Source organism: Mycobacterium sp. TH-M15 (assembly GCF_057473705.1).
On sequence record NZ_JBYCLB010000404.1, the window covers coordinates 1 to 5,031 of the forward strand.

1 protein-coding gene is annotated in these 5,031 nt (G+C 72.9%); it reads left to right on the forward strand.

Annotation, left to right across the window (positions count from 1 at the left end; translation table 11 throughout):
- On the forward strand, window positions 1-5,031 hold a 5,031-nt coding region (locus AC2VNT_RS09885; protein ID WP_486946687.1), incomplete at both ends, for an amino acid adenylation domain-containing protein.

The window sequence follows — 5,031 nt, forward strand, 5'->3', positions numbered from 1 at the left end:
CTGGTCGCCCAGGTGCGGCGGCTCCTGCTGCAGCGGCTGGCGGCCGCCGTTGCCGTCCCGCAGGCCACCGGCGGCGAACACGAGCTGCTCGGCGAGACCGACCGCGGCTGGCTGGATGCGGTCTCCCGCGGCTCCGACTTCGCCGCCACCCCGACCACCCTGGGCGCGCTGGTGGCCGAGCGTGCGGCGGCCACCCCGACCGCGATCGCGGTCGTCGACGACCACGGCCGGTACAGCTACGCCGAGATCAACGCCCGCGCCAACCAGGTGGCGCACGCGCTGATCGCCGCCGGTATCGGCACCGAGGACAAGGTCGCGGTGTTGTTGCCACGCTCGCTGGATCTGGTGATCACCGCACTGGGCATCGCCAAGGCCGGCGCCGCCTACGTTCCGGTCGACCCCGAATACCCGGTCGAACGCATCGATTTCATCCTCGCCGATGCCGCACCCGCCCTGGTGGTGCGCGAGCCGCTGGAGGTGGCAGGCCGGCCCGACACCGACCCCACCGACGCCGACCGGGTGCGTCCGCTGCGGCCGGAGAACCTGGCGTACCTGATCTACACCTCCGGGTCCACCGGGCTGCCCAAGGGTGTGGAGGTGGCGCACGCGCCGATCGCCGAATACCTGATCTGGTTCGGGCGCGACTACGGCATCGACGACACCGACGTGCTGCTGCAGATCGCCTCGCCGAGCTTCGACGTCTCCATCGGCGAACTGTTCGGCACCCTGGGCAACGGTGCCCGGCTGGTGATCCCGCGCCCGGACGGCCTGCGCGACGTCGGCTACCTCACCGATCTGCTGCAGCGCGAGGGCGTCACCGCGATGCATTTCGTGCCGTCGCTGCTGGGCCTGTTCCTGTCGCTGCCCGGGGTCAACCGATGGCGCACGCTGCGACGCATCCCGATCGGCGGCGAACCGCTGCCCGGCGAGTTGGCCGACAAGTTCCACGCCACCTTCGACGCGCTGCTGCACAACTTCTACGGCCCCACCGAGACCGTGGTCAACTCCACCCGGTACCAGGTGGCGGGCGCCCAGGGCAACCGGATCGTGCCGATCGGCAGCCCGAACATCAACACCACCATCCGGCTGCTCGACGACGCGCTGCAACCGGTTCCGATCGGCGTGATCGGCGAGATCTACATCGGTGGAACCCATCTGGCGCGTGGCTACGCGGGCCGGCCCGGCCTGACCGCCGAACGGTTCGTCGCCGACCCGTGGGCGCCCGGCGCTCGGCTGTACCGCACCGGCGACCTGGCCCGCCGCAACGCCGCCGGCGACCTGGAGTTCATCGGCCGCGCCGACGAACAGGTCAAGTTGCGCGGCTTCCGCATCGAACTCGGCGAGGTGGCCGCGGCGATCTCGGTGGACCCCAGCGTCGGGCAGGCCGTGGTGGTCGTCGCCGACCTGCCCGCGCTCGGACGCCGCCTGGTCGGCTCCCTGCCCGCGGCCGCCGCCGCCGCCGACGGGGTGCAGATCGGCCGAATCCGCGCCCGGGTCGCCGCCGCCCTGCCCGAATACATGGCGCCGGCGGCCTATCTGGTGGTCGACGAGATCCCGATCACCGCCAACGGCAAGATCGACCGCGCCGCACTGCCCGACCCGCAGATCGCCCCGCCGGATGCCGCCCCGTACCGGGAACCCGAGACCGATACCGAACGCGCCGTGGCGCGCCTCTTCGCCGACCTACTCGGCCGTGATCGGATCGGCGCCGACGACTCGTTCTTCGACCTGGGCGGCCACTCCCTGCTGGCCACCAAACTGGTGGCGGCGATCCGGGCGGCGTGCGGAGCCGACGTCGGCATCCGCGACGTGTTCGAGGCGTCCACGGTGGCCCGGCTGGCCGCCGCCGTCGACCGGGCCGCCGCCGCGGCACCCGCGCGTGACCGCCCGCCGCTGGTGGCGGTGCCGCGCACCGGGCCGTTGCCGGTGTCGGCGGCGCAGCTGCGCAGCTGGTTCGGCTACCGGCTGCACCCCGGCGCCGCGACCGACAACATTCCGCTGGCCGCCCGGCTCACCGGACCCTGTGACACCGCCGCGTTGATCGCTGCCGTCTCCGACGTGGCGGCCCGCCACGACAGCCTGCGCACCACCTTCACCGAGATCGACGGGCTGCCCTACCAGCAGATCAACCCGCCGGCGGCCGTCGAGGTCACCCGACTGCGCTGCCCGGTGACCGATCCGGCGGTGGTCGCCGACTGGACCGCGGCATGCCTGGACGAGCAGCGGCGCACCGCATTCGACCTGGAGCACGACTGGCCGATCCGGGTGGCGCTGCTGGAGCTACCCGGCGACGAACGGGTGCTCTCGCTGGTGGTGCACCACATCGCCGCCGACCACTGGTCGGTGGAGGTGCTGCTGGCCGACCTGCTCACCGCCTACACCGCCCGCGCCGCCGGCACCGCACCGTCCTGGCCGCCGCCGGCGCTGGCTTACAGCGACTTCGCGCACTGGCAGGGCGAACTGCTGCGTGACGAATCCGGGCTGATCGCGGCGCAACGCGACTACTGGGTCCAGCAGCTGGCCGGCCTGGCCGACGACACCGGCCCCCGGCCGGACTTCCCCCGCCCGGCCACCGTCACCGGCGCCGGGGATGCGGTGTCGTTCACCGTCACCCCGGCGGTGCGGGCCGGGCTGGCCGAGCTGGCCCGCGACACCGGCGCCACCGAGTTCATGGTGCTGCAGGCCGCGGTCGCGGTGCTGCTGGCGCTGTCCGGCAGCGGCGACGACATCCCGCTGGGGGTCCCGATCGCCGGGCGCACCGACGCCGCACTGGATCAGCTGGTCGGATTCTTCGTCAACATCGTGGTGCTGCGGAACCGGTTGTCGCACAACCCGTCCCTGCGCGAGGTCGTCAGCCGTGCCCGGGAGGCCGCGCTCGGCGCCTACGCCCACGCCGACCTGCCGTTCGACCGGCTGGTGGAGGCGGTCAACCCGGTGCGGACCCTGGCGCGCAACCCGCTGTTCCAGGTGGTGGTGCACGTCCGCGACACCGCCGAGGTGACCCGGCAGATCGGCCCGGATCTGGTGCTGCGCACCGAGATGCCGACCTTCGACATCGCCCACGCCGACCTGTCGGTGAACTTCTTCGCCGGCACCAGCCCCGGCGCCGGCTATGACGGCCGGCTGATCTACCGCACCGAACTCTACGAACGTGCCACCGTGGCGCGGCTGGCCGACTGGCTGGGTGCGGTGCTGACCGCGATGGCCGAAACCCCCGATGCCACGCTGCGTGAGCTCAGCGTGCTCGACGCGGGCCTGCGGGATCGGATCGTCGGCGACTGGAGCCGTGGTGCGCAGGTGCCGGCGGACGACCCGCGTACGATCGCCGAGGTGCTTGCACCCAGCCGCGGATTCGGCGCCGACCGGGTCGCGGTGCGCTGCGCCGGCGCGGAGTTGAGCTACCCGCAACTGCACGCCCGCTCCGATCGGCTGGCCGAACTGCTGATCGCCGCCGGGGTGCAACCGGGAACGCTGGTCGGGCTGTCGGTGGCGCGTGACCTGGACCTGGCGGTGGCGCTGGTCGGGATCATGAAGGCCGGCGCCGGCTACTTCCCGCTGGATCCCAGCTACCCGACGCAGCGGCTGGCGTTCATGATCGACGACGTTTCACCGAAGGTGGTCGTGGTCAGCGCCGCCACCAAGGCGGTGATGCCCGAGCAGGCCGGGGTTGATCTGCTGTGCCTGGACGACCCGGCGGTGCAGGCGCAGCTGACCGGCGGACCGACCGGTGTCACGCTGCCGGTGCCGCACCCCGATCACCCGATGTACCTGGTGTTCACCTCCGGATCCACCGGGCAACCCAAGGGCGTGCTGGGCACCCACGCCTCGATGAGCACCCGGCTGAACTGGCAGCTGGCCCACTACCCGGTGCCGCCCAACCCCTTCGGCGACATCCGGCTGGTCCAGTCGTCGATGACGTTCCTGGAAGGCGGCATGGAGCTGCTGGCCGGCCTGGCCGCCGGCGCCACCATGATCCTGGCCGACGACGCGGCGTTCCGTAATCCCGAGGCGCTGGCCGACCTGATCGAAACCGAAAACGTGCAGCAGGTGACCGCGGTGGCCAGCCTGGTCTCGGTGCTGGTCGACAACGCACCGCAGGCGGTGCGCGGCCTGCGCCGGCTGGTGTGCAGCGGCGAGCCGGTCTCGGCGGACCTGCTGGCCCGACTGACCGCGGTGTGCGGGCCGGAGACCCAGCTGCTGAACAACTTCGGCGCCACCGAAACCTCCGGCGCGGTGGTGCGCGGCGAACTGGTGGCGCCCACACCGAAACTGGGCCGACCCACCCCCGGCTCGCAGGCCTACCTGCTCGACGACACGCTGTGCCCGGTGCCGCCCGGCATGGTCGGCGAGGTGTACTACGCCGGCCCGCAGATCGTGCGCGGCTACTGGAAACGCCCCGGGCTCACCGCTTCCCGATTCGTCGCCAACCCGTTCTCCAGCATCCCGGGTGATCGGCTCTACCGCAGCGGTGACCGGGCCCGCTGGGGCGCCGACGGGGTACTCGAGTTCGTCGGCCGCACCGACCACCAGGTCAAGGTGCGCGGATTCCGGGTGGAGCTGGCCGAGGTGGAGGCCGCGCTGCGGGCTGCACCGGGGGTGGCGGTCGCCGCGGCCCGCACCTGGGAGCTGGCCGGGGTGACCACGCTGGCCGGATATGTGGTGCCGGCCGGGCCGGTCACCGACACCGCCGAGTTCACCGCGGCGGTGCGGACGGCGGTGGCCGCGGCGCTGCCCGGCTACCTGGTGCCGGCGTCACTGACCGTGCTGGATGCCGCGCCGCTCACCGACTCCGGCAAACTCAACCGGCCCGCGCTGCCGGCCCCGACGGTGGCCACCCGCGGCGCGATCGACCCGCCGGTCACCGACACCGAACGTGTCCTGGTCGGCATCTGCGCCGAACTGCTCGGCGTGCAGCAGATCGGCCGCAGCGACGGGGTCGTCGCCCTCGGCGGCGACAGCATCTCAGCGGGGCGGCTGTGCGCCCGGGCCCGGGGGGCCGGGCGGGTGCGGGACCCGCGGAGGATCTGCGAC